The following is a 21,026-nucleotide window of genomic DNA, read 5'->3' as shown; positions in this document are numbered from 1 at the left end:
TAGGGTCTGTCACGAGTGCCGGGCTTCCCGGCTCCGTACCGAGGAGGAATTTTGCGTCGATTGACCAAGCTTTCCGCTGTCGCAGCTGTGGCCGCGCTCGCTCTGGCGGGCTGCGGAGGCAGCGACAGCAAGGGTGGCGGAGGCGACAAGCCCGCTGCCGGCGACGATGTCTGCAAGACCGCTGACGGCGACGGACCCAAGATCGGCCTGGCGTACGACGTCGGCGGACGCGGCGACCGCTCGTTCAACGACTCGGCCTACGCGGGCCTGGAGAAGGCCGTCGGCGAGTTCGACGCCACCTGCATCGAGGGCGAGGCGACCGACGGCGAGGCCGAGTCGGCCCGTGAGGACCGCCTGCGCAACATGGCCGAGAACGGCGCCACCGCCATCGTGGGCGTCGGCTTCGCCTACAGCGAGTCGGTCAACGCCGTCGCGCCCGACTTCCCCGAGGTCAACTTCGCGGTCATCGACGGCTTCGACCCCGACGACCAGGCCAACGAGAACGTGGCCTACCTCGGCTTCGCCGAGCAGGAGGGCTCCTTCCTCGTCGGCGTCGCCGCTGCCGAGAAGAGCAAGTCCGGCACGATCGGCTTCGTGGGCGGCGTCAACAACGAGCTGATCCAGAAGTTCGAGGCGGGCTACACCGCGGGCGCCAAGGCCGCCAAGCCCGACATCAAGGTCGAGGTCGCCTACATCCAGGAGTCCGACCTCAAGGGCTTCGGTGACCCGGCCGGTGGCAAGGCCGCCGCGGCGGGCGAGTTCGACAAGGGCGCCGACGTGGTCTACCACGCAGCCGGCGGCTCGGGCTCGGGCGTCTTCGACGCCGCTGTCGAGGCCGGCGAGGGCAACTGGGCGATCGGTGTCGACTCCGACCAGTACCTCACCGCCACGGCCGAGCAGAAGCCGTTCATCCTGACCTCGATGCTCAAGCGCGTCGACGTCGCGACGTACGACTTCGCCAAGTCGGTCGACGCGGGCAAGCCGCTGACCAGCTTCGTGACGTACGACCTGAAGCAGGACGGTGTCGGCTACTCCACGGCCAACAAGACGGCCATCGACGGTCTCACCACGACGATCGACGACTACAAGGCCAAGATCATCGCGGGCGACATCAAGGTCCCCACGAAGCCGTAGCACCACCAGCAGCACCAGCAACGCCCCAGGACGAACCTGGGCTGGCGCGGTAGCGTCTAGCCCAGGTTCGTCCTTTCCGTCCAGGACCCAGGTCCGCCACGAGTGTCGTACGTAGGGAGTGTCCGTGCCGTCAGAGGTCGATGCGGTTCAGCTGCGGGGGATCGGCAAACGATTTCCCGGTGTCGTCGCCAACCACGACGTCGACGTCACCATCCGGCCGGGGACCGTCCACGCCCTGATCGGCGAGAACGGCGCCGGCAAGTCGACGCTGATGAAGATCCTGTACGGGGTCCAGCGTCCCGACGACGGCACCATCACGATCGAGGGCAAGCAGGTCGTGCTGAAGTCGCCGACCGAGGCCATCGAGGCCGGCGTGGGCATGGTGTTCCAGCACTTCATGCTGGCCGACAACCTCACGGTGCTCGAGAACATGGTGCTCGGTGCCGAGAAGCTGCACGGCATCGGCGACGGGGCCCGCACCGAGATCCGCCGCATCTCCGAGCGCTTCGGCTTCGACCTCGACCCCGACGTGCTGGTCGAGAAGCTCGGCGTCGCCGCCCGTCAGCGCCTCGAGATCGCCAAGGTGCTGTATCGCGGCGCTCGCATCATCATCCTCGACGAGCCCACCGCGGTGCTCGTGCCGCAAGAGGTCGACGCACTGTTCGAGAACCTGCGCGAGCTCAAGGCCGCCGGCAACTCGGTGCTGTTCATCTCGCACAAGCTCGACGAGGTGCTCGCGATCGCCGACGACATCACGGTCATGCGCCGCGGCACCACGGTCGGCACCGCTGACCCGGCCACTGCCACCAAGCACGAGCTGGCCGAGCTGATGGTCGGCTCCGAGCTGCCGTCGCCCGAGACCGAGGAGTCGACGGTCACCGACACCGTTCAGCTGTCGCTGAGCGACGTCACCCTCACCGACGAGTTCGGCCGCAACCTGCTGACCGACCTGTCGCTGACCATCCGCCGGGGCGAGGTGCTGGGCATCGCCGGCGTCGAGGGCAACGGCCAGGCCGAGCTGGTCGAGACCATCATGGGCATGCGCATCCCGACGTCCGGTCGCATCATGCTCGGCGACCAGGACGTCACCCACTGGCACACGCGGCAGCTGCGCGAGGCCGGCATCGGCTACATCCCCGAGGACCGCCACCGCCACGGCCTGCTGCTCGACGCGCCGCTGTGGGAGAACCGCATCCTGGGCCACCAGACACGTCCGCCGAGCTCGAAGGGCATGTGGATCAACCGCAAGGGTGCCCGCAAGGACACCGAGCGCATCGTGGCCGACTACGACGTCCGCGCGCCCGGCATCGACACCCCCTCGCGGGCTCTGTCGGGCGGCAACCAGCAGAAGCTGATCGTCGGACGCGAGATGAGCGGCGACCCCGTGCTGCTCATCGCCTCGCACCCCACCCGCGGCGTCGACGTCGGCGCGCAGGCGGCGATCTGGGACCACATCAAGCGCGCCCGTCGCAACGGGCTGGCCGTGCTGCTGGTCTCGGCCGACCTCGACGAGCTGATCGGCCTGTCCGACACCATCCAGGTCATCCTCCGCGGACGCTTCGTCGGCACCTTCGATCCGTCGAGCGTCACCCCGCAAGACCTCGGTACCGCGATGACAGGAGGGGCGGCATGAACGGCCGTCTGAAGTCGGTGGGTCTGGCGTTGCTGGCACCCGCCATCGCCATCGTGCTCAGCATCCTCGTGACGACCCTGGTCATCGCCGCGGTGGGCAGCTCGCCGGGCGAGTTCTGGTCGACGATGTTCGAGGTGCCCAAGCCGCGCCTGCGCGTCGACATCGTCAACCAGACCGCGATGATCTACATCGCCGCGGTCGCCGCGGCGATCGGCTTCCGCATGGGGCTGTTCAACATCGGCCTCGAGGGTCAGTACACGATCGCCTCCTTCTCGGCCGCGACGTTCGCCGGTGCCGCGTACCTCGGCGGGTTCGCCAACGTGGCCGCCTCGCTCGTCGTGGCGATGGTCGTCGGCGCTGCCTGGGCCGGCATCGCGGGCGTCCTGCGCGCCACGCGCGGCGTCAGCGAGGTCATCTCGACGATCATGCTCAACGCGATCGCCGTGACGCTGGTCGGCTACTTCCTCAACAACTACGGGGTCAAGGAGGGCAACAGCGTCCACACCAAGAACCTGCCCTCGGGCACCACGCTCGGCGGATGGTCGCCGTTCGAGGACCGCGACGGCGACATCTGGGCGCTGGCCATCGTCGCGGTGCTGGTCGGCGTCGGCTTCTGGGCGCTGCTCAACAAGACGCGCTTCGGCTTCGACCTGCGGGCCAGCGGCCAGTCCGAGAGCGCCGCCCTCGCCAGCGGCATCAACCCCAAGCGGATGATCGTGATCTCGATGATGCTGTCAGGTGCCGTCGCAGGTCTGATCTGGATGCCGGCGCTGTTCGGCGGCGCGCGCAACTACGGCACGTCCTTCCAGGTCGGCCTGGGCTTCCTCGGCATCGCCGTGGCGCTGCTCGGCCGCAACCGTCCGATCGGCATGCTGTTCGGCGCCCTGCTGTTCGCCTTCCTCTCGGTCAAGTCCAACGACCTCACGTTCGGCACCGACGTGTCGCCGAGCATCGTCCAGATCACCCAGGGAGTCGCCGTGCTGGCGGTCGTCGTCACCTACGAGGTGGTGCGCCGCTGGCGCACGCGCCTCGAGCAACGAGCGGTCAGCCGTGAGCTGACCGCCACGACGGGAGCGACGGCATGAGCGCCGCGACCGCGCAGCGGAGCACGATCGTCGAGCGGCTCACCAAGAGCTGGCTCTACATCGGCCTGATCGGCATCGGCGTGGTGTCGTTCGTGCGCATCATCACCGACACCGACGACCTGACGGGCGCCGGCACGATCCGCGCGGCCATCATCGCGACGTGCCCGATCCTCGCCGCGGCGCTGGGCGGTCTGTGGGCCGAGCGCGCCGGCGTCGTCAACATCGGCCTCGAGGGCCAGATGATCCTCGGCACGTGGGGCGCGGCGTTCTTCACCTACCACTACGGCCCATGGGTCGGCATCCTCGGTGCTGCTCTGCTGGGCCTCGTCGGTGGCCTGCTGCACGCCATCGCGACGGTCACGTTCGGCGTCGACCACATCGTGTCGGGCGTCGCGATCAACCTGATCGGTGCCGGCGCCGCGACGTACCTCGCCGAGGCGGTCTTCCCCGAGTACGAGGGCGGCGGTCCCCGCCAGCTCAACGGGCTCGAGGCTCCGGCGCAGGTCACGATCCCGGGCGTCTCCGACCTGGCCAACACGATCTCCGACCAGCACTGGTTCTTCGTCTCCGACGTCGCCTCGGTCATCCAGGCGCTGACGACGAACATCTCGACGCTGAGCCTGCTGATCTTCGCGCTCGTGATCATCTCGGCCCTCGTGCTGTGGCGCACCTCGTTCGGCCTGCGCCTGCGCTCGTGCGGTGAGAACCCGCAGGCCGCCGAGACGCTCGGCGTCAACGTGTACCTCTACAAGTACGTCGCGGTGCTCATCTCGGGAGCCCTGGCCGGCATCGGCGGCGGCTTCCTGGCCCTGGTGGCGTCCAGCGGCTTCAGCACGGGGCAGACCGGCGGTCGCGGCTACATCGGCCTCGCGGCGATGATCTTCGGCAACTGGCGCCCCGGCGGTCTGCTGGCCGGCGCGCTGACGTTCGGCTACACCGACTCCCTGCGCCTGCGCGACACCCAGTCGGTGCACTCGCTGCTGCTGCTCGTGGCGATCGGCCTGCTGATGTTCGCGGCCTGGCGGGCCTGCCGCAAGCAGGTCAAGGGTGCGCTCGTCGTCGCGGCGGCAGGGGCGCTCGTCATGGCGTGGTTCCTGCTCACCGACAGCGTGCCGCGCGAGTTCACGGTCATGACGCCGTACGTCACGACGATGTTCGTGCTGGCGCTCGGATCTCAACGACTCCGCATGCCGGCCGCAGATGGCAAGTCATATCGACGAGGGAGTGCTGGCTGATGGCGACGAGCGTGGGAACACTGGGCATCAACGGTCCGGGCGACCCGGTCGACTGGGCGGCCCTCACCAAGTACGCCACCGAGGTGATGGGGCGCGCCTACGCGCCGTACTCGGGCTACAAGGTGGGTGTCGCGGGCCTGGTCGACGACGGCCGGGTCGTGCTCGGCTGCAACGTCGAGAACGCCGCCTACGGCGTCGCGCTGTGCGCCGAGTGCGGCATGGTCTCGGCGCTGCACTCCACCGGCGGCGGTCGTCTGGTCGCGGTGGCGTGCGTCGACGCGCAGGGCGCGGCCCTGATGCCGTGCGGTCGCTGCCGCCAGCTGCTGTGGGAGAACGGCGGGCCCGAGATGCAGCTCATGACGCCCAGCGGCGTCAAGACCATGAACGACGTGCTGCCCGACGCCTTCGACGCGAGCGACCTCGCACAGTGACGCAGTACGCCGTGCAGCTCGACCCCGGGGCTCCGGCCTTCATCGACGATCCCTACCCGGTGCTGGCGTCGCTGCGCGAGAGCGGTCCGGTGCTGTGGCACGAGCCGATGGGCACGTGGCTCGCCACGACGCACGACTCGGTCAGCCAGGTGCTGCGCAACCGCGCGTTCGGACGCCTGTGGACCGACTGGGAGCCGGCCTCGCAGATGGAGCCGTTCAACGCCCTGCACCGCAACCAGATGATGGAGAACGAGCCCCCGACGCACACGCGGTTGCGTCGCCTGGTCGCGGCAGCCTTTGGCCGCGGGCACGTCGAGCGCATGCGGCCACGCATCGAGGCGCTGGCGGCCTCGATGGTCGCCGACCTGCCGGGCGACCCGGGCGAGACGTTCGACCTGCTCGGCGACTACGCCGAGCCGATGCCGGTGTACGTCATCGCCGATCTGCTGGGCGTGCCCCGCGACGACCACGCGAAGCTGCGCGACTGGTCGCAGGCCATCGTGCACATGTACGAGCCGGGCGTCGGCGCCCTCACCAAGGCCGCGGCGATCGAGGCCAGCACGGCGTTCTCCGACTACGTCCGCGGTGTCGTCGAGCAGCGACGCTCGTCGCCGGGCGACGATCTCATCACCGATCTCATCGAGGCGCGCGACGAGGGCTCGAAGCTCAGCGACGACGAGCTCGTGGCCTCGGTCGTCCTGCTGCTGAACGCGGGGCACGAGGCGTCGGTCAACGTCTTCGGCAACGGCTTCCACGCGCTGCTCGAGCACCCCGACCAGATGGCCTGCCTCACGTCGGGCGAGGTCTCGGTCGAGACGGCGCTCGAGGAGCTCATCCGCTTCGACGCGCCCCTGCAGCTGTTCGAGCGCACCGCGACGTCCGACGTCGAGGTGTCGGGCCAGCTGGTGCAATCCGGCCAGAAGATCGCGTGCCTGATGGGCTCGGCCAACCGCGACGCCGCGGTCTTCACGGACGCCGACGTCTTCGACGTCGGCCGCGACCCCAATCCCCACGTCGGCTTCGGCATGGGCCTGCACTTCTGCCTGGGCGCCCCGCTGGCCCGCCTCGAGCTGCAGATCAGCATCCGTGCCCTGCTCGACCGGTTCCCCACGCTCACCCTGGCGGGGGAGTCGCCGCGTCGCCCGACCTGGGTGCTGCGCGGCTACGAGAGCATCCCCGTCTCTTCCTGACCCCGGAGGTCCCCATGACCACAGGCTCCACCAGCACCGAGGCCTTCGACGCCGTCGAGGTCATCGCCGCCAAGCGCGACCGGCACGCCCTGACCGACCCCCAGATCGACTGGGTCGTCGACGCCTACACCCGCGGCGTCGTCGCCGACGAGCAGATGGCCGCGCTGGCCATGGCGATCCTGCTCAACGGCATGGACCGCCGCGAGATCAGTCGCTGGACGGCCGCGATGATCGCCAGCGGCGAGCGGATGGACTTCTCGTCGCTGTCGTGGCCGACGTCCGACAAGCACTCGACCGGCGGTGTCGGCGACAAGATCACCCTGCCGCTCGCCCCGTTGGTGGCGGCCTGCGGCGTCGCCGTCCCGCAGCTGTCCGGACGCGGGCTAGGGCACACCGGCGGGACGCTCGACAAGCTCGAGGCCATCCCCGGCTGGCGCGCCGCGCTCACCAACGACGAGATGATGGCGCAGCTCGAGGACGTCGGTGCCGTCATCTGCGCTGCGGGTGCGGGCCTGGCCCCGGCCGACAAGAAGCTCTACGCGCTGCGCGACGTCACGGGCACCGTCGAGGCCATCCCCCTGATCGCCAGCTCGATCATGAGCAAGAAGATCGCCGAGGGCACGGGGTCGCTGGTGCTGGACGTCAAGGCCGGCACCGGTGCGTTCATGAAGGATCTCGAGCAGGCCCGCGAGCTGGCCGAGACCATGGTGGCGCTCGGCACCGACGCCGGTGTGCGCACCGTCGCGCTGCTCACCGACATGTCCACGCCGCTCGGCCTCACCGCCGGCAACGCCTGCGAGGTCGCCGAGTCGGTCGAGGTGCTCTCCGGTGGTGGCCCCGCCGACGTCGTCGAGCTGACCGTCGCGCTGGCCCGCGAGATGCTGGCCGCCGCCGGGCGCGACGACAAGGACCCGGCCGACGTGCTGGCCTCCGGGGCGGCGATGGACGTCTGGAAGCGCATGATCTCGGCCCAGGGCGGCGACCCCGACGCCCCGCTGCCGACGGCCAAGGAGACCCACGTCGTCACGGCGCCCGCGTCGGGCGTCCTCACGCGCCTCGACGCCATGAGCGTCGGCGTCGCCGCCTGGCGCCTCGGCGCGGGCCGGTCGCGGCCCGGCGAGCAGGTGCAGGTCGCGGCCGGTGTCGTGATGCACGCCAAGCCGGGCGACGCCGTCACGGCCGGACAGCCGCTCATGACGCTGCACACCGACACGCCCGAGCGGTTCGACCGCGCCGTGGCGGCCCTGCAGGGCGGTTACGACATCGGCGAGGCGTTCGGCGGCACGACGGGTGTGGTCCTCGACCGGATCGGTTAGGTTCGAGCGATGCGCATGTTCAACGACAGCACCGAGATCGCCGCGGCAGTGGGGGAGGAGCTCGGCGTCAGCGAGTGGATCGGCATCACGCAGGATCGCATCGACATGTTCGCCGACGCGACCGGCGACCGGCAGTGGATCCACGTCGACCCCGAGCGCGCGGCCGACGGCCCGTTCGGCGCGACGATCGCCCACGGCTACCTCACGCTGTCGCTCATCCCGTTCCTCGGCGCCCAGGTGTTCGCCTTCGCCGGCGACATGGCGCGCGTCAACTACGGCCTCAACAAGGTGCGGTTCGTCTCGCCCGTGACGGTGAGGTCGAAAGTGCGCAGCAGCGTCGCGATGCTCGACGTCACCGACATCGAGAAGGGTCAGCAGGTCACGCTGCAGCACACCATCGAGATCCGCGGCACCGACAAGCCGGCCTGCGTCGCCGAGACCGTCACGTTGCTCATGACGTCGTGACGGTCCCGGCGAGGCGGTAGCGGCTCAGTACGACGAGCCGCCGGTCAACGAGACCGCGCCGACCGGGTGCCACACGGTCTTGGTCTCGAGGAAGGCCCGCATGCGGGCGGTGCCGGGCGTCGCCGTGAAGTCGGGCGCCCGGTGCGGCGCGTGCACCCGCGTGACGGTCTGGGCGGCGGCGACCTCGAGCTGCTGACGCTCGGCGGCCGGGACGCCCGTGAGGTCGAGACCGTCGACGTCGGCGTGCGACGCCAGCCACGGCATGATCTCGCCGTGGCGTCCGGTGAGCACGTTGACGACACCGGCCGGGACGTCGCTGGTGGCCAGGATCTCGGCGAACGTGACGGCCACGCACGGATCGGCCTCGGAGGCCACCACGACGACGCTGTTGCCGGCGGCCAGTGCCGGCAGCACGACCGACACGAGCGGCAGCAGCGGCGATTCGTCGGGGGCCGCGACGGCCACGACGCCGCACGGCTCGGGCGCCGAGTAGCTGAAGTAGGGCCCGGAGACGGCGTTGGCGCCGCCGAACACCGCCGGCAGCTTGTCGGTCCAGCCGGCGAAGTGGACGACGCGGTCGATCGACGCGTCGACCTCCGACCGGGCCTGCGCGGCCGACAGGCCTCGCGACGAGACGATCAGGTCGACCAGCTCGCTGCGCCGTGCCTCCATCATCTCGGCGATGCGGTAGAGCACCTGGCCACGGTTGTAGGGCGTCGCCCCCGACCAGCGGCCGAAGCCGGCACGAGCGGCCACGACGGCGTTGCGGGCGTCCTTGCGAGATGCCAGGGCGGCATTGGCCATGAGCGTTCCCTTCTCGTCACGAACCTGGTAGGTGCGGCCCGACTCCGATCGCGGGAAGGCACCTCCCACGTAGAGCTTGTACGTCTTGATCACGGCCAGCCGCGCCATCAGCGTGCTCCCTCGTCGTCGGTGTCGAGATATGCCGCGAGGCCGGACGGGCCACCCTCGCGACCGAAGCCGGACTCGCCGTAGCCGCCGAAGGCAGCCGTCGGGTCGAACCGGTTGAAGGTGTTGTCCCAGATGACGCCGGCCCGCAGGCCGGCGGCCATGCCCATCGCGCGCGACCCCTTCTCGGTCCACACGCCGGCCGACAGCCCGAACGGCGTGTTGTTGGCCTTGGCGAGCGCCTCCTCGGGGGTGCGGAAGGTCAGCGTCGTGAGCACGGGACCGAAGATCTCCTCGCGCGCGATGCGCATCGAGGCGGTGGCGTCGGTGAAGATCGTCGGCGCGACGAACCAGCCCTTCTCGGGCAGCGGGCAGCTGCTGGTCCAGGCCGTCGCGCCCTCGTCGGCACCCACCTCGGAGAGCTGGGTGATCTTGTCGAACTGCATCTGCGAGTTGACCGCGCCGACGTCGGTGTTCTTGTCGAGCGGGTCGCCGACCCGCAGGGTCTCGACGCGCTTCTTGAGCCGCTCGACGAACTCGTCGGCGATCGACTCCTGCACGATGAGGCGCGAGCCGGCGCAGCACACCTGGCCCTGGTTGAAGAACACGCCGTTGACGATGCCCTCGACGGCCTGGTCGACTGCGGCGTCGGCGAAGACGATGTTCGCGCCCTTGCCGCCGAGCTCGAGGGTCAGCTTGCGACCGGTGCCGGCGAGCTCGGACTGGATACGCTTGCCCACCGGCGTGGAGCCCGTGAAGGCGACCTTGTCGACGCCGTCGTGGCCGACGAGCGCGGACCCGATGTCGCCCGCACCGGGCAGGATGTTGACGACGCCCGGCGGCAGCCCGGCGTCGGCCAGGATCTCGGCCAGCACGAGCGCCGTCACCGAGGTGGTCTCGGCGGGCTTGAGCACCACGGTGTTGCCCGCGGCGAGAGCCGGCGCGATCTTCCAGGCCGCCATCAGCAGCGGGAAGTTCCAGGGGATGACCTGGCCCGCCACGCCCAGCGGACGCGGAGCGGGGCCGTAGCCGAGGTGCCCGAGCTTGTCGGCCCAGCCTGCGTGGTGGAAGAAGTGCTGCGCGGCGGTCGGCACGTCGAAGTCGCGGGACTCGCGGATCGGCTTGCCGTTGTCGAGCGACTCGGCGACGGCCAGCTCGCGCGAGCGCTCGGCGATCGCGCGGGCGATGCGGAACAGGTACTTGCCGCGCTCGGCACCGCCCATGCGCGACCACGGGCCCTCGAAGGCCTTGCGGGCAGCCGCGACGGCGCGGTCGACGTCCTCGACGGACGCCGAGCTGATGGTCGTCAGGGGCTCGAGCGTCGCGGGGTTGATGCTGACGATGTCGTCGCCGCGACCATCGACGAACTCGCCGTCGAGGTACATCTGGTAGCGCGGCTTGATCGCGCCGATCGCGGCCGACTCGAGCGCGGGCGCGTAGGTCAGGTCGATGTCCATGCTGGTGGGGTTCTCCTGGTTCATGATCAGTCGACGCTCACGTAGCGGGCGCCTGAGTAGTGGCCGTCGCGCTGGGTGCGGCGCTGCATGACGAGGTCGTTGACCACGCCGGAGGCGCCGAAGCGGAACCAGTGCGGGTCGAGCCACTGCGGCCCGGCCACCTCGTGCACGAGCACCAGGTAGGCGATGGCGTCCTTGGTGGTGCGGATGCCGCCGGCGGGCTTGACGGCGCGCTGGACGCCGGTCAGGTCGTGCAGGTCGCGCACGGCCTGCAGCATCACCTGGGTGACCGGCAGCGTCGCGGCGGGGGCGATCTTGCCGGTCGAGGTCTTGATGAAGTCGCCTCCGGCCAGCAGCGCGAGCCACGAGGCGCGGCGGACGTTGTCGTAGGTGCCGAGCTCGCCGGTCTCGAGGATGACCTTGAGACGGGCGCCGCCGCAGGCGTCCTTGACGGCGGCGATCTGCTCGAACACGGTCGAGTAGTCGCCGGCCAGGAAGGCGGCGCGGTCGATGACCATGTCGATCTCGTCGGCGCCGGCGTCGACGGCCAGGCGGGTGTCGGCGACCTTGACCTCGAGCGAGGAGCGTCCGGCCGGGAAGGCGGTCGCGACGGAGGCGACCTTGATGCCGGTGCCCTTCAGCACCTCGACGGCGGTCGCGACGCGGTCGGGGTAGACGCAGATGGCGGCTACCGACGGCGTGTCGGGGTGCTCGCGGTCGGGGGCGATGCCCTTGCGGCACAGGGCCCGGACCTTGCCGGGGGTGTCGGCGCCCTCGAGGGTCGTGAGGTCGACCATGCTGATCGCGAGATCGATCAGCGCGCGCTTGGTGTCCTTCTTGATCGAGCGGCTCGCGAGCTGCGCGGCGCGGGCCTCGAGCCCGACCGGGTCGACGGCCGGCAGGCCGTGCAGGAAGCTGCGCAGGGCGGCCCCGTCGGTGGCGGTCAGGCCGAGCGAGACCCGCAGGTCGGCGGACGAGGCGGGGACGGGTGCGCTGGGGGTGGGCGCACTCGGTGTGGACGCGGTGGGTGTCGCGCTCATCGGATGTCCTCCTGGACGGTGTGGGGCGTCTCCTGGACGGTGTCGGGCGGTGGTGGCGGCGACCCCTGGGGTCGCCGCCACCGGTGGCTTCAGTATCAGCCAATGTCCTTGCAGGTCGAGGCGTCGCCCTGCTCGGTCAGGAAGGTGCAGAAGGTCGAGACCTTGTCCTTGGTGACCAGCTGGCCCTCGAGCACGGTGTTCTTCTCCACTGTGTCACCTGCGGCCACCTTGAGGCTGAGCTGGACGACCTTCTTGCCCAGCACGAACGGCGACTCGGCGTGGGTCGAGTACATCGTCCCGTCCTCGATGGCCTTCAGGGCGTCACCGATGCCGTCGTTGCCGACGACCTTGACCTTGCCGGCGAGGTTGCGCGACTTGAGCGCCGCGACGACGCCGAGCGCCATCTCGTCGTTGGCGGCGTAGACGCCGTCGATGTCGGCGTTGCCCTGCAGCACGTTGGTCATGACGTCGAGCGCCTTGCCGCGGTCGAAGTCGGCGGCCTGCTTGGCCACGACCTGGATGTTCGGGTATGCGGCGATGCCCTCGTTGAAGCCCTTGCTGCGGTCCTGGGCGACGTTGGTGCCCAAGATGCCCTGGATCTCGACGACCTTGCCCTTCTCGCCGATCGACTCCGCGAGCGACTTGGCGGCCTCGCGGCCGGCCTGGATCGCGTCGTAGCCGATGAAGCTGGCGAGCTCGCCGCTGTCGGGCTCGCGGTCGAAGGCGACGACGGGAACGTCCGCCCCGTTGGCCGACTTGGTCATGGTGCCGCCCGACTCGCTGCCGACGGGGTCGATGATCAGGACGTCGGGCTTCTTGGTCAGAGCCGTGGTCGTGGCGTTCAGCGCGGTCTGGTCGCTGTTGTTGGCGTTCTGGACGTCGAGCTTCGCGCCGGCCTCCTTGGCGGCCTCCTTGGCGCCGTCGGCGACCGAGACGAAGAACGGGTTGTTCAGGGTGCTGATGACCAGGGTCGCCTTCACCGCCTCCTTGCCGTCGCCGGCCGAGTCGCCGCCGCGTCCGCACGCCCCGAGGGTGGTGACGAGCACGAGCGCCGAGGCGAGGGCCGCGGTCTTCTTGACGGTCTTGATGGATGTGGTCACGGGGTTCCTCCAGTGGTGGTGGGTGATGTCGTTGCGGTGCTTGCGTGGGTGCCCGAGCCAGGCCCTCGCGGGGGGCGTACCAGGCGCGCCAGCGCCCGGACACGATCGGAGTTGCGATCCAGGAAGATCGCGATGAGGATCACGAGACCCTTGACGACTCCCTGCAGGAACGGCGAGACGTCCAGCAGGTTGAGTCCGTTGTCGATGACGCCGAGCAGCAGGGCGCCGATGAGCGTCCCGGCCAGTGCGCCGCGTCCGCCCGCCAGGCTCGTGCCGCCGATGATGACGGCGGCGATCGCGGCGAGCTCGAGGCCGGTGCCGGCCGTGGGCTGAGCGGTGCCGAGGCGTGCGGCGAGGATGAAGCCGGCCGTGGCCGACAGCACGCCGCTGATCACGAAGGCGAGGATCTTGACGCGGTGCACGTTGATGCCGGCGAGCCGGGCGGCGTCGGCGTTGTCGCCGACGGCGTAGACGTGGCGGCCGAAGCGCGAGCGGGCCAGCAGCACGCCGAACACGACGAAGCTCGCGAGCATGATCCAGACCGGGGTCGGCACGCCGAGCACGCGCGACTGGCCGATGTCGATGAAGCCGCCGTTGTCGATCGAGACGGGGTTGCCCTGGCTGAACTGCAGCGTCAGCCCGGCGAGCACCGACATCATCGCGAGCGTGGCGATGAACGAGGGCATCCGCAGCTTCGTCACGAGCAGGCCGTTGACGAGCCCGGCGACGGCGCCGACGCCCCAGCCGGCCAGCAGGCCGACGACCAGGGGCTGGTCGCGCAGCACGAAGGCCGTCACGATGCTCGAGATGCCGAGGATCGCGCCGACCGACAGGTCGATCTCGGCCAGGATGATGACGTACGTCTGACCGGCCGCCAGCAGCGCCGTGACCGAGGTCGCGAGCAGCACGTTGAGCAGGTTGTCGCCCGTCAGGAACAGCGGTGTCGCGATGAACAGGACGACGCAGACGAACAGCAGCATCCACACCGCCCGCAGCTCGCGGTTGAGGGACGTGATCGCGGACTTCATGAGGCACTCTCCAATGCGTGTTCGAGCAGCTTCTGCTCGCTGAGGTCGTCGTCGGTGAGCTCGGCCACGACGCGGCCCTGTCGCATCACCAGGAGCCGGTCGGACATGGCGACCAGCTCGGGAAGGTCGGACGACACGAGGATGATCGCGACGCCCAGGGCGGCTTGCTCGTTGATGATGCGGTAGATCTCGGCCTTGGCGCCGACGTCGACGCCGCGGGTGGGCTCCTCCATCAGCAGGACGCGAGGGGCCGTCATGACCCAGCGACCGAACAGGGCCTTCTGCTGGTTGCCGCCCGACAGCGTGCCCACCTCGGACGTGCCGGACCGGGTGCGGATCGACAGCTGGTCGATGACCTCCTGCGTCGCGACGCGCTCGCGCCCGCGGCTCACGAAGGGGCCCGTGGTGAATCCGTCGAGGCTCGCGAGCGAGATGTTGTCCGACACGGACTGCTGCAGGCACAGGCCCTCGGCCTGGCGATCGGGCGGGATGTAGCCGACGCCCGCGTCGATGGCGCGCGCCGGGCTGGCGGGCGTGAAGTCGGTGCCGGCGATCGAGAGGTGCTCGGCGACCGACGGCACCAGGCCGAACAGGGCGCGCAGCACGCTGCCCTTGCCGCAGCCGAACACGCCGCCGATGCCCAGCACCTCGCCGGCGCGGACGTCCAGCCCCACCTCGAAGAAGTCGGCACCGGTGAGCCCGGTGCAGCTCAGGACGACGTCGCTGCGTCCGTGCGACTCCTTGGGGTAGAAGTCCTCGATCGTGCGGCCGACCATGGCCGAGACGACCTCGCGCTCGGTCAGCGACGAGGTGGGCGCCTCGAGCGCCACGGTGCCGTTGCGCAGGACGACGACCCGCTGCGAGAGGCGGAAGACCTCCTCGAGCCGGTGGCTGATGTAGACGATCGCCACGCCGGAGGCCCGCAGGCGCTCGATCTGCTCGAAGAGCCGCTCGGACTCCTGCTCGTCGAGGGCCGCGGTGGGCTCGTCGAGGATCAGCAGGCGCATGTCGTGTCCGGCGGTCTTGGCGATCTCGAGCATCTGCATCTGCGCGACCGACAGGCGGTCGACCGGCGTGCTCGGGTCGATGTCGAGGCCGATGAGCTCGAGCAGCTCGCGGGCGCGGGCGGCCATCTTGGACTTGTTGACGAAGAAGCGGCCGAACTCGGCCTGCTCGTCGAGGGTGAACAGGTTTTCGGCGACGCTGAGGTGCGGGAAGATGTTCTGCCGGAACTCCTGGTAGATCACCTGGATCCCGTGCGACATGGCGTCCTGCGGCGTGTCGAGGCTGACGGGCGTGCCGTCGACCGTGATCTGGCCACGGTCGGGCTGGTAGGCGCCCGAGATGACGCGCGTCAGCGTCGACTTGCCGGCACCGTTCTCGCCGACCAGGGCGATGACCTCGCCGCCCTCGACCGTGAGGTCGACGCCGGAGAGCACCCGGGTGTCCCCGAAGCTCTTGTGGATGTCGTTCAGCTGGAGTCGCATGGCGGGCCTCAGTACGCCACGCCGGCGTGCAGGATGACGTTGGCGTAGGCCGTGAACTCGCCGGACCGCACAGCGGCGCGGGCACCGTGCGTGGCGGCCTTGAACTCGACGTGAGGGACGAACTCGATCGTCACGCCGAGGGGGATCAGCCGTGCCTCCAGCTGGTCGAGCAGCTGGGGGCTGTGCTCGCGGATCTCCTCGGAGACCGTCGCGCCCTCGACGACCATCTCGTCGAGCACGGTGTCGAGCAGGTCGAGGAACGACGGCAGCCCGGGACGGACCGCGAGGTCGACGCGCTCGACGCCGAGCGGGATCGGCAGGCCCGCGTCGGTGACGACGATCAGGTCGGTGTGCCCGGTCTCGGAGATGATCCGGGACAGCTGCCCGTTGAGGGTGGAGGAGTTCTTGCGCATCAGTGGGTCGTTCCGATCTCGTGGGTGGTCGCGGCGGTGTGGTCGGTCAGCAGGAAGGCGTCGACGTCGGCGCCCGCGGGGAGGCTGGGCGACGCGCCGCGGCGGGTGACGGCGATCGCGCCGGCGGCCATGGCGCGGGGGAGGGCCGCATCGATCGTCAGCCCGGCCGCGAGCCCGGCGCCGAGGTAGCCGGCGAAGGCGTCGCCGGCCGCCGTGGTGTCGACGGCGACGACGCTCGGTGCCGCGTGGTGCACCGCGCCGTCGGCGTTCACGACCACGACGCCCTGCGACGCGAGCGTGACGACGGCGTGGCCGACGCCCCGGTCGACGAACCACCGTCCGGCCCGCATCGCGGAGTCGACGTCGACCACCGCGATGCCGGTGAGCGTCGCGGCCTCGGTCTCGTTGGGGGTGACGATGTCGATGCCGGCCCACACGGCGTCGTCGAGCGGTGCGGCGGGAGCGGGGTCGAGCACGACCGTCATGCCGGCGGCCCGCGCCGACGCGACCGCGTGCTGCATGACGTCGAGGGGGGTCTCAAGCTGGGTGAGCAGCACCGACGCGCGTCCGGCGGCACCGGCCACCCCGGAGTCCACGTCGGCCAGGCCCAGGCTCTTGTTGGCCAGCGGCACCATGACGATGTCGTTCTCGCCCGAGGCGTCGACGCGGATGTGGGCGACGCCGGTGGGGCCGTCGACGATGCGCACGGCCTCGACGTCGACGCCGTGGTCGGCCAGGCCGCCGAGGGTGAGCGGCTGGAACGCGTCGGTGCCGACGCAGCCGACCATCTGGGTGGGGGCGCCCGCGAGGGCTGCCGCGACGGCCTGGTTGGCGCCCTTGCCGCCGAGCACGAGCGTCAGGTCGTCGCCCAGCAGCGTCTCGCCGGGGTGGGGCAGGCGCTGGGAGAACGACGTGACGTCGGCCGTGATGCTGCCGATGACGAGGACGCCGGCGGGGCGTGGCGTGAGGGGAGCGGGGGTCATGCGGGGGAACCTTCCGGGAGGGCGGGGGCGGCGATGGTGGAGCCGCGGACCACGAGCTCGACCGGCAGGACGAGGCTCTGGGTCGGGTGGGGTGCGGGGGAGGGCTGGCCCGGCTCGCCGAGGCGCTCGACGAGCAGGCGTGCGGCCGCGGCGCCTTGGTCGACGTCGGGGCGCGCGATGACGGTCAGCGGCGGGTCGAGCAGGGCAGCGAGCGGCAGGTCGTCGAAGCCCACGACCGACAGGTCGGACGGCACTCGCACACCCATCTCCATCAGGGCCGTCAGGGCGCCGGTGGTCATCAGGTTGTTGGCCACGAACACCGCGGTCGGACGCTGCGGAGCGGCCCAGATCTCCTGGATCGCGGCGCGTCCGCTGGCCTCGCGGAAGTCGCCGATGCGCAGCAGCGAGTCGTCGGCGGCGATGCCGTGGTGCTCGAAGCTGCTCAGCAGGGCCTCGTGGCGCATGCGGCCCGGGGTCGAGTCGAGCGGTCCGCTGATCGCGGCGATGCGCGTGTGGCCCAGACCGACCAGGTGGTCGACGGCCTGACGGACGCCGGAGGCGTTGTCGACCAGCACGCGGTCGACGTCGGGGCCCGACGAGATGTCGCGGTCGACGAACACCAGGGCGATGCCGGTCTTCATCAGCGCGAGGGGGATCTCGTCGTTCTCGGTGAGCGGCGCCATGATGATGCCGTCGGTGCGCTGGGAGAGCTCGCGGACGAGGGCCTCCTCGCGGCCGGCGTCCTCGTCGCTGTTGCCGAGGATGACCTGCATGCCGTGGGGCCGCATCTCCCGCTCGACGCCCTTGACGAGGGCGGCGAAGAACGGGTTCGAGATGTCGGGCACGATGACGCCGATCGAGTCGTGGCGGCCGGTCTTGAGGCTGCGCGCGACGTGGCTGGGCCGGTAGCCGAGCTCGTCGATCGCCTGCTTCACCGCGTCGGCGCGACGGATGGTCTGGCCCGCGAGGTAGCGGGTCACCGATGCCGTCGAGACGCCTGCGGCCTTGGCCACGTCTTGGATGTTGGTCATGTCTCCCTCAACTGTTATCGATACCAGTGTTATCGATGACAGTGACCGTAGTCACAAGATCGCGAGGAGTCAAGCCTGGGCCTGTCACCACGCCGTGCCACGATGGCCCGATGACTCTCACCACCGAACAGATCGCCCGTGCCCCCAAGGTCGCGCTCCACGAGCACCTCGACGGTGGAGTCCGTCCCGCCACGATCGTCGACATCGCCGACGAGATCGGTCACGACCTGCCGGCCGAGGGGGCCGAGGCGCTCGGTGCGTGGTTCGAGGAGGCGTCCAGCTCGGGCTCGCTGGTGCGCTACCTGGAGACCTTCGTCCACACCGTCGCGGTGATGCAGCGGCCCGAGGACCTCGCACGCGTGGCCCGGGAGTCGGTTGTCGACCTGGCCACCGATGGGTGTGTCTACGCCGAGCTGCGCTGGGCGCCCGAGCAGCACCAGTCGGCCGGCCTCTCGCTGCGCGAGGCCGTCGAGGCCGTCCAGGCCGGCATCGACGCGGGCCGCGCCGAGGCCGAGTCGCTGGGTCACCCCATCGTGGTGGGCCAGCTGCTCACGGCGATGCGGCACGCCAAGCGCGGCATGGAGATCGCCGAGATCGCCGTCGAGTACCGCTCACGCGGCGTCGCGGGCTTCGACATCGCCGGTGCCGAGGACGGCTTCCCGCCGATCCTGCACCTCGAGGCGTTCGAGTACCTGCGGCGCGAGAACGCGCACTTCACGATCCACGCGGGCGAGGCGTTCGGGCTGCCGTCCATCTGGCAGGCCATCCAGCGGTGCGGTGCCGAGCGTCTCGGCCACGGCGTCCGCATCGTCGACGACATCGACTGGGACGCTCCGGGCGGGCCCGTCCTCGGCGACCTCGCGGCCTACATCCGCGACCGGCGCATCCCGCTCGAGATGTGCCCGTCGTCCAACCTGCAGACGCACGCGGTGCCCGGCATGACCTCGATCGCCGACCACCCGATCGGCAGGCTCAAGGACCTCGGCTTCCGCGTCACGGTCAACTGCGACAACCGCCTCATGAGCGGCACGTCGATGACGCGCGAGTTCGAGCTGCTCGTCGACGCCTTCGGCTACGACCTCGACGACATCCGCTGGTTCACGATCAACGCCATGAAGAGCGCCTTCCTGCCGTTCGACCAGCGACTGGCCCTGATCAACGACGTCATCAAGCCCGCCTACGCGGCACTCGCCTCGACCCCGGGGGTCAGCGGCGCCTGACCACCATGGCGCTGCCGCCGCCGCGGCGCTCGGGCTCGGCGACGGCCGTCATCCGTCCGTCGCGCCCCACCTCGACGGTGGCCGCGGCGCCGATCTCGGCGGCCGACGTGAACGTGTCGCCCGACGGGGTCAGCTGCTGACCGAACCGCGCGAGCGCCTTGCCGTACCTGGCGATGAAGGCCGGCTCGGCGGGCGTCGCCGCCACGTTGCGCTGCGACGCGCGGGGTGCGGCGACGGCCCGGGGCAGGCTCATGCCGAGGTCGATCCGGTTGACCAGGATCTGCAGCACCGTCGTGATGATCGTCGCGCCGCCGGGGGAGCCGACGACGAGCCGGACCTTGCCGTCCTTGGTGACGATGGTCGGCGCCATCGACGAGCGGGGACGCTTGCCGGGAGAGATGCGGTTGGGGTCGTTGCGGTCGTACACGGCGGTGAAGTCGGTCAGCTCGTTGTTGAGCAGGAAGCCGCGACCCGGCACCGTCATGCCCGATCCGCCGGTCTGCTCGATCGTCAGCGTGTAGGCCGCGGCATTGCCCCACCGGTCGACGACCGACAGGTGCGTCGTCGAGATGTTCTCGGTGTCGGGCTTGGCCTGGCTCGTGACGGTGGCGCAGCCGCGTCCGCGCAGCGCGCCGGCCGCGACGGGACGGGGCGCGGCCTTCTCGTCGTCGATCGTGCAGCGGCGGGAGTTGGCGAAGCGCTGCGAGGTCAGGCGCTTGGTCGGCACCTTGGTCAGCCGCGGGTCGCCGACGTACGCGGCCCGGTCGGCGAACGCGCGAGCCGACGCCTCGAGGTAGAGGTGCAGGCTGCGGGCGGTGCGCTTGCCGCCGCCCAGACGGTAGGTCTCGAGGATGTTGAGCGCCTCGCCCACCGACGTCCCACCCGACGACGAGGGCGCCATGCCGTAGACGTCGAGCCCGCGGTAGCGCACGCGGGTCGGCTTCTGGTGGCGGACGCGGTAGCCGGCGAGGTCCTTGGTCGACAGCGTGCCGGCGGGAGCGGGCAGCGTGGAGCTGGGGGCCTTGCGCGGTGCCCGCACGACGCTGGAGATCTCGCGGGCGAGCGGGCCGCGGTAGAACGCCTTCGGGCCCTTGTCCGCGATGGACGTCAGCGTGCGCGCCAGCTCGGGGTTGCGGAAGCGGGTGCCGACCTTCGGGGCGTCTCCGCCGGGCAGGAAGAGCTTGGCGGTGTCGGGGAACGCGGCGAACCGCTCGGCGTTGTCGAGGGTCTGGTCGCGGAACGTCTTGTCGACCTTGAAGCCCTTGCGGGCCAGGGCGATCGACGGCTTGAGCGTCTGCTTGAGCGACCGGGTGCCGAACCGCTCGAGCGCGGCGTCCCAGGTGGCGACCGTGCCGGGCACGCCGACCGCCACGCCTGACGACACGAGCTGGGGCGTGAACGGGTACGGCTTGCCCGTCGCCGGGTCGTTGAAGGCGTTGGCGCGGATGCCGGCCGGCGCGGTCTCGCGACCGTCGATCGTGCTGACCTTCTTGGTCTTGGCGTCGAAGTAGACGAAGTAGCCGCCTCCGCCGATGCCGGCGCTGTAGGGCTCCGAGACGCCGAGGCCCGATGCCATGGCGACCGCGGCATCGGCCGCGTTGCCGCCCTGGGCGAGCACCTCGCGGCCGATGCGGCTGGCGTTGACGTCGACCGACGACACCGCGCCACCGGTGCCGCGGGCGGTGGACCCCGACGGCTTGGAGGTCTTCGCCGATGCGCTCGGCGGGCTCGCCGTCACCAGTGCTCCGGCGACGGCGACCGCGCTGGCGGCGGCGATCAGACGGGTGCGGCGTGCGTGCTGCTGGACGACGGGCTCGATCATGGGCTTCCCCCCGGAAGACGTTCGGCGTCTGCTCACCGTACGGCGTC

Annotated in this window: 19 protein-coding genes; 9 read left to right on the top strand and 10 right to left on the bottom strand. The window is 70.6% G+C overall.

The window, feature by feature from the left end; translation table 11 throughout:
• Nucleotides 1–87 precede the first annotated feature (87 nt).
• From DX116_RS01020 to DX116_RS00985, 8 genes are all read left to right on the top strand, one after another.
• Nucleotides 88–1,134, top strand: coding sequence for a BMP family lipoprotein (locus DX116_RS01020; RefSeq protein ID WP_233556523.1), 1,047 nt, complete (start codon nucleotides 88–90; stop codon nucleotides 1,132–1,134).
• A gap of 124 nt (nucleotides 1,135–1,258) precedes the next feature.
• Nucleotides 1,259–2,767, top strand: a complete 1,509-nt coding sequence (locus DX116_RS01015) for an ABC transporter ATP-binding protein (RefSeq protein WP_199715880.1) — start codon at nucleotides 1,259–1,261, stop codon at nucleotides 2,765–2,767.
• Nucleotides 2,764–3,852, top strand: coding sequence for an ABC transporter permease (locus DX116_RS01010; RefSeq protein WP_119702388.1), 1,089 nt, complete (start codon nucleotides 2,764–2,766; stop codon nucleotides 3,850–3,852). Before DX116_RS01015 ends, DX116_RS01010 begins: the two co-directional genes overlap by 4 nt.
• A complete protein-coding gene (locus tag DX116_RS01005) occupies nucleotides 3,849–5,087 on the top strand; it encodes an ABC transporter permease (RefSeq protein WP_119702387.1) in 1,239 nt (412 codons plus the stop codon). Before DX116_RS01010 ends, DX116_RS01005 begins: the two co-directional genes overlap by 4 nt.
• On the top strand, nucleotides 5,087–5,518 hold the full coding sequence (locus DX116_RS01000) for a cytidine deaminase (RefSeq protein WP_119702386.1): 432 nt from the start codon (nucleotides 5,087–5,089) through the stop codon (nucleotides 5,516–5,518). Before DX116_RS01005 ends, DX116_RS01000 begins: the two co-directional genes overlap by 1 nt.
• A complete protein-coding gene (locus DX116_RS00995; RefSeq protein WP_199715879.1) occupies nucleotides 5,515–6,708 on the top strand; it encodes a cytochrome P450 in 1,194 nt (397 codons plus the stop codon). The genes DX116_RS01000 and DX116_RS00995 overlap by 4 nt, the downstream gene beginning before the upstream one ends.
• A gap of 14 nt (nucleotides 6,709–6,722) precedes the next feature.
• Nucleotides 6,723–8,024: a thymidine phosphorylase gene (locus tag DX116_RS00990; RefSeq protein WP_119702385.1), complete on the top strand. Its 1,302-nt coding sequence runs from the start codon at nucleotides 6,723–6,725 to the stop codon at nucleotides 8,022–8,024.
• A gap of 9 nt (nucleotides 8,025–8,033) precedes the next feature.
• Nucleotides 8,034–8,489 (top strand): MaoC family dehydratase, encoded by a 456-nt coding sequence (locus DX116_RS00985; RefSeq protein WP_119702384.1) that lies wholly within the window; start codon nucleotides 8,034–8,036, stop codon nucleotides 8,487–8,489.
• A gap of 24 nt (nucleotides 8,490–8,513) precedes the next feature.
• Here DX116_RS00985 and DX116_RS00980 read toward each other — a convergent pair whose 3' ends face one another.
• From DX116_RS00980 to DX116_RS00940, 9 genes are all read right to left on the bottom strand, one after another.
• A complete protein-coding gene (locus DX116_RS00980) occupies nucleotides 8,514–9,401 on the bottom strand; it encodes an aldehyde dehydrogenase family protein (RefSeq protein ID WP_119702383.1) in 888 nt (295 codons plus the stop codon).
• The gene (locus tag DX116_RS00975; RefSeq protein WP_233556522.1) at nucleotides 9,401–10,879 is read right to left on the bottom strand and encodes an aldehyde dehydrogenase family protein; all 1,479 of its coding nucleotides are present in this window, start codon (nucleotides 10,877–10,879) and stop codon (nucleotides 9,401–9,403) included. Before DX116_RS00975 ends, DX116_RS00980 begins: the two co-directional genes overlap by 1 nt.
• A gap of 2 nt (nucleotides 10,880–10,881) precedes the next feature.
• Nucleotides 10,882–11,895, bottom strand: coding sequence for a deoxyribose-phosphate aldolase (gene deoC, locus DX116_RS00970; protein ID WP_119702382.1), 1,014 nt, complete (start codon nucleotides 11,893–11,895; stop codon nucleotides 10,882–10,884).
• A gap of 95 nt (nucleotides 11,896–11,990) precedes the next feature.
• Nucleotides 11,991–12,995 carry a substrate-binding domain-containing protein gene (locus tag DX116_RS00965; RefSeq protein WP_158591857.1) on the bottom strand — a complete coding sequence of 335 codons (1,005 nt, stop codon included), beginning with the start codon at nucleotides 12,993–12,995 and terminating at the stop codon, nucleotides 11,991–11,993.
• Nucleotides 12,992–14,023, bottom strand: coding sequence for an ABC transporter permease (locus DX116_RS00960; protein WP_119702381.1), 1,032 nt, complete (start codon nucleotides 14,021–14,023; stop codon nucleotides 12,992–12,994). The genes DX116_RS00965 and DX116_RS00960 overlap by 4 nt, the downstream gene beginning before the upstream one ends.
• Nucleotides 14,020–15,510: a sugar ABC transporter ATP-binding protein gene (locus tag DX116_RS00955; RefSeq protein ID WP_119702380.1), complete on the bottom strand. Its 1,491-nt coding sequence runs from the start codon at nucleotides 15,508–15,510 to the stop codon at nucleotides 14,020–14,022. The genes DX116_RS00960 and DX116_RS00955 overlap by 4 nt, the downstream gene beginning before the upstream one ends.
• A gap of 8 nt (nucleotides 15,511–15,518) precedes the next feature.
• Complete coding sequence (gene rbsD, locus DX116_RS00950; RefSeq protein ID WP_119702379.1) at nucleotides 15,519–15,923, bottom strand: D-ribose pyranase; 405 nt, start codon at nucleotides 15,921–15,923, stop codon at nucleotides 15,519–15,521.
• Nucleotides 15,923–16,906 carry a ribokinase gene (locus DX116_RS00945; RefSeq protein WP_119702378.1) on the bottom strand — a complete coding sequence of 328 codons (984 nt, stop codon included), beginning with the start codon at nucleotides 16,904–16,906 and terminating at the stop codon, nucleotides 15,923–15,925. The genes rbsD and DX116_RS00945 overlap by 1 nt, the downstream gene beginning before the upstream one ends.
• A complete protein-coding gene (locus DX116_RS00940; RefSeq protein ID WP_119702377.1) occupies nucleotides 16,903–17,937 on the bottom strand; it encodes a LacI family DNA-binding transcriptional regulator in 1,035 nt (344 codons plus the stop codon). The genes DX116_RS00945 and DX116_RS00940 overlap by 4 nt, the downstream gene beginning before the upstream one ends.
• A gap of 110 nt (nucleotides 17,938–18,047) precedes the next feature.
• Here DX116_RS00940 and DX116_RS00935 point away from each other — a divergent pair, with 110 nt between their 5' ends.
• Nucleotides 18,048–19,157: an adenosine deaminase gene (locus tag DX116_RS00935; protein WP_119702376.1), complete on the top strand. Its 1,110-nt coding sequence runs from the start codon at nucleotides 18,048–18,050 to the stop codon at nucleotides 19,155–19,157.
• On the opposite strand, the gene ggt is transcribed toward DX116_RS00935, so the two are convergent.
• Nucleotides 19,144–20,979, bottom strand: coding sequence for a gamma-glutamyltransferase (gene ggt, locus DX116_RS00930; protein ID WP_119702375.1), 1,836 nt, complete (start codon nucleotides 20,977–20,979; stop codon nucleotides 19,144–19,146). The two genes, DX116_RS00935 and ggt, sit on opposite strands and share 14 nt — an antisense overlap.
• Nucleotides 20,980–21,026 lie beyond the last annotated feature (47 nt).

This window comes from Aeromicrobium endophyticum (genome assembly GCF_003586285.1).
GTDB classification, from domain to species: Bacteria; Actinomycetota; Actinomycetes; order Propionibacteriales; family Nocardioidaceae; genus Aeromicrobium; species Aeromicrobium endophyticum.
The sequence above is the reverse complement of the archived record's forward strand: the minus strand, read 5'-3'. Positions and strand labels throughout refer to the sequence as shown.